The sequence below is a fragment of the Frankia sp. AiPa1 genome (assembly GCF_023243075.1).
Classification (GTDB): Bacteria; Actinomycetota; Actinomycetes; order Frankiales; family Frankiaceae; genus Frankia.
Genome location: NZ_JALKFZ020000073.1, coordinates 1 through 4,942 on the forward strand (window position 1 = coordinate 1; position 4,942 = coordinate 4,942).

Here is a 4,942-nt window from a genome sequence, read left to right on the forward strand (position 1 = left end):
TCGAGGCGCCGGTGTTCGAGGCGCAGCCGAGGCGGGTCGACCTGCCCACCTACGCCTTCCAGGAACAGCGGTACTGGGTGGACGCCCCCAGCCCCGCCGCGGCGCCCGAGATCGCGCCCGGGCCGGCGGCGGACCCGGCCACCGCCCGGTTCTGGGCCGCGGTGGACCGGGAGGACCTGGCCGCGTTGACGACCGCGCTCGACGCCGACGTCCCGCTCGAACCGCTGCGGGCGGTCCTGCCGGTGCTCTCGTCCTGGCACCGCCGCGAGGCCCGGGCGTCCGTCATCGACACCTGGCGCTACCGGATCACCTGGAGCCCGGTCGAGGTCGCGGCGCCGGTCGCCCTCACCGGCCCATGGCTGCTGGTCCGCCCGGTCGGGCACGGCGCGGACCCGTGGGTGGTCGGCACCACCGACGGCCTGCGCCGGGCCGGCGCCGACGTCCTCCCGGTGGAGCTCGCGGACGGTGACACCGACCGCGCCGCGGTCGTCGCCGCGTTGGCGAACATCCTGGCCGAGGGAGTGCGACCCGTCGGGGTCCTGTCCACGTTGGCGTTCGCCGAGACCCCCCACCCGGCGCATCCGGGGTTGCCGGCGGGGCTGGCGCTGAACCTGGTGCTCGCCCAGGCCCTGGGCGACCTCGACGTGGCGGCGCCGTTGTGGATGCTGACCCGCGGCGGTGTGTCACTCGGCCGGTTCGAGCCGATCGACGCTCCGGTCCAGGCCGCGGTCTGGGGACTGGGCCGGGTCGTCGGCCTGGAACATCCCGATCGCTGGGGTGGTCTGGTCGACCTGCCGGACGGGTGCGACGAACGCGCCGTGGCCCGGCTGCTCGCGGTCGTCGCGGCCGACCCGGCGAACGGCGGCGAGGACCAGCTCGCGATCCGGCCCGCGGGAACGTTCGCCCGCCGGCTGGTCCGGGCAGCCCCCGGCCCTCGTGGGACCGCCAACCGGGCCGACCGGGCCGACCGGGCCGACCGGGCGGATCGGGGCGGCGGCATGGGCTGGCGCCCGCGCGGCACCGTCCTCGTCACCGGCGGCACCGGCGCGCTCGGCCCCCGGCTGGCCCGCTGGCTGGCCCGTGCCGGAGCCGAGCACGTCGTCCTCGTCTCACGGCGGGGCGCGCAGGTCGCCGGGATGGCCGACGTCGACGCCGACGTGGCCGCCGCGGGTGCCCGTCTGACCGTGACGGCGTGCGACCTGCGGGACGCGGACGCCGTGGCCGGCCTCGTGGCCGACCTGGCCGCCGCGGGTTCGCCGGTGCGCGCGGTCGTGCACGCCGCCGCCGTCATCGAGCTGGCCCCGCTCACCGACCTCACCGCGGCGGATCTCGCCACCGTCATCACCGCGAAGGCGCTCGGCGCGCGTACCCTGCACGACGCACTCGCCGACACCCCGCTGGACGCCTTCGTGCTGTTCTCCTCGATCGCGGGCGTGTGGGGCAGCGGTGACCACGGCGCCTACGCGGCCGCGAACGCCTATCTCGACGCGTTCGCCCAGTGGCGCCGCGATCAGGGTCTGGTCGCCACCTCGATCGCCTGGGGGGTCTGGGACAGCTCCGAGGTGTGGGCGAGCACCGCCACCCCGGACGGCCTCGACCTGGACCGGGTCCGCCGCCAGGGCCTGCCGTTCCTCGACCCGGAGCTGGCGATGGCGGCCATGGCGAGGGTCCTCGGCGACGACGAGACACACATCGCCGTCGCCGACGTCGACTGGGACCGCTTCGCGCCGGTGTTCACCTCGGCCCGGACCAGCCCGCTGCTGAGCGAGATCCCGCAGGTCCGGCGGGCGCTGGGCGTCGATGCCGATGTCGCGGACGGTGCCGGGGCCGACCGTCCGGCCATGACCTCGTCGGTGTCGGCGCTCGTCGACCGGGTGCGGGGCCTGCCGGGGAACGAGGGCAGCCGGCTGCTGCTGGAGCTGGTTCGGACCGAGGCGGCCGCGGTGCTCGGACACCGGGGCGCCGGGTCGGTCGACGCCGCCCGCGCGTTCCGCGAGCTGGGGTTCGACTCGCTGACCTCGGTGGACCTGCGTAACCGGCTGAGCGCGGCGACCGGCCGGCGCCTGCCAACCACCCTGGTCTTCGACTACCCGAACCCGACCGCGCTGGCCGACTTCCTGCGCGTCGAACTCGTCGGTGCCGCGGCGGCCGGCACACCGACCGTTCCCCATGCCGCCACGACCGGTTTCGCACCCGGTGCCGCACCTGGTGGCGCGGACGAGCCGATCGCGATCCTCGCGCTCGGGCTGCGATTTCCCGGCGGGGTGCGGACCCCGGAGGACCTCTGGCGGGTGCTGGCGGCCGGCGAGGACGTCATCGGCGACTTCCCCACCGACCGTAACTGGGACCTCGACGCGCTCTACGATCCCGACCCCGACCATCCCGGTACCTCCTACACTCGCCGGGGCGGGTTCCTGCGCGACGCCGGGCACTTCGACCCCGACTTCTTCGGCATCTCGCCGCGGGAAGCCCTGGCCATGGACCCGCAGCAGCGTCTCCTGCTCGCCACCTCATGGGAGGCGTTCGAGCGGGCCGGGATCGAGCCGGGCTCGCTGCGCGGCGCCCCGGTCGGGGTGTTCGTCGGCGCGAACTACCAGGACTACGTCCTCGGCGCGGCGGCATCCCCCGACAACGCCGAGGGTCATCTGCTCACCGGGGGCGCACCCAGCGTGCTCTCCGGCCGGCTCGCCTACACCTTCGGCCTGGAGGGTCCGGCCGTCACGATCGACACCGCCTGTTCGTCGTCGCTGGTGGCCATGCACCTGGCGAGCCAGTCGCTGCGGCGCGGGGAGTGCTCGCTGGCGCTCGCCGGCGGTGTCGCGATCATGGCGACCCCGGGGGCGTTCGTCGGCTTCAGCCGCCAGCGGGGCCTGGCCGTCGACGGCCGCTGCAAGGCGTTCTCCGCCGCGGCGGACGGCATGGGCATGGCCGAGGGCGTCAGCATGCTGCTACTGGCCCGCCTGTCCGACGCCCGCAGCGCCGGGCATCCCGTCCTCGCCGTCATCCGCGGCTCGGCGGTCAACCAGGACGGGGCGAGCAACGGCCTGACCGCCCCCAACGGTCCATCCCAGCAGCGGGTGATCCGCCAGGCGCTGGCCAGTTCCGGTCTGCGCGCCGACGAGATCGACGCGGTCGAGGCGCACGGAACCGGCACCACCCTCGGCGATCCGATCGAGGCCCAGGCCCTGATCGCGACCTATGGTAAGGGGCGCCCGGCGGACCGGCCGCTGTGGCTCGGGTCATTGAAGTCGAACATCGGGCACACCCAGGCGGTGTCGGGCGCGGCCGGGGTCGCCAAGATGATCCTCGCCCTGCACCACGGTGTGCTCCCGCGAACCCTGCACGCCACGCAGCCGTCCCCGCACGTCGACTGGACGGCGGGCGCGGTCCGGCTGCTTACCGAGCCCGTGGCCTGGCCCGGCCAGCGGCGGCCGCGCCGGGCCGGGGTGTCGTCGTTCGGGATGAGCGGTACCAACGCCCACCTCGTCCTCGAGGAGCCGCCGGCACCACGGCCGGAGGCCGCCGGCGGTGAAGTCGATCCCGCGGCCGGCCCGACCGGCGCCGCGGCAGGTGAGTCCATCGCCGGTGCATCCATCGCCGGTGCATCCGAGACCGGTGCATCCGAGACCGGCGGACAGGATCTGCCCGCGCCGCCGTGGCTGATCTCCGGCCGCACGCCGGCGGCGCTGCGCGCGTCGGCCGCCGCGCTGCGCGTCCACCTCGTCGACCATCCCGAGCAGGCCCTGGCCGACATCGGGGCGGCCCTGCGGCGGCGATCGGCCTTCGAGCACCGGGCCGCACTGCGCATGGGCAACCGCGAGAGCCTGCTCGCCGGGCTGGACGCGCTGGCCGAGGGCTCACCCACGGCCGATGTCCGCGCGGGTGTCGCCCGCTCCGACCGGTCGGTCGTGTTCGTCTTCCCCGGCCAGGGCACGCAGTGGGCGGGGATGGCGACCGGTCTGCTCGACGACTCGGCGGTCTTCCGCGAGCACATCGAGCAGTGCGCCGAGGCACTCGCCCCGCATGCGGACTGGTCGCTGACCGATGTGCTTCGGGGCGCGCCCGGGGCGGCGTCGTTGGACCGGGTGGACGTCGTCCAGCCCACGTTGTTCGCCGTGATGGTGTCGCTGGCGGCGCTGTGGCGTTCCCACGGGGTGTGGCCGGCGGCGGTCGTCGGGCACTCGCAGGGCGAGATCGCCGCCGCCCACGTCGCGGGCGGGCTGTCCCTGGCCGACGCCGCGCGGGTGGTGGCGCTGCGGGCGAAGGCACTCGGGGCGCTGGCCGGGCGGGGCGCGATGGTGTCGGTGGCCCTGCCGAGCGAGGAGGTCCGGGCGCGGCTGGCGCCGTGGGCGGCGCAGCTGTCCGTCGCCGCGGTGAACGGCCCGCGCTCGACCGTGGTGTCCGGCTCCGTCGACGCGCTCACCGCGCTGTCGGCCGAGTGCGTGGCCGCGGGCGTCCGGGTCCGCCGGATCCCGGTCGACTACGCCTCGCACTCGGCCCAGGTCGACGAGATCGAGCCGCGGCTGCGCGAGCTGCTCGCCCCGGTGCGCCCGCGCACGGGTTCGGTGCCCCTGTACTCGACGGTCACCGGTGGCCCGCTGGACACCGCGGACATGGACGCCGGGTACTGGGCGGCGAACCTGCGCCGAACGGTGCGCTTCGACGAGGCCACCCGTGCCCTGCTCGTCGCCGGACACGACGTGTTCGTCGAGGTGAGCCCACACCCCGTCCTGACGGTCGGGATCTCCGAGACGATCGACGAGATGCGGGCGGGGCCAGCCGCACCGGACCGCGATCCGGTCACCGTCGCGACGCTGCGCCGCGACCAGGGATCGGCGTCCCGGCTGCTCGACGCGCTGACGGAGGCGTACCTGCACGGGGTCGACGTGCGCTGGCCGGCCGCCGCGGCCGGCCCCGCGCACGCCGCCGGGCCGCTGTCTGC

The 4,942-nt window shown here is 75.8% G+C and carries 1 protein-coding gene; it reads left to right on the top strand.

What is annotated here, in order from left to right; genetic code table 11:
- Positions 1-4,942 (top strand): type I polyketide synthase (locus MXD95_RS07380; protein ID WP_250639793.1); only part of this gene is annotated, 4,942 nt, incomplete at both ends.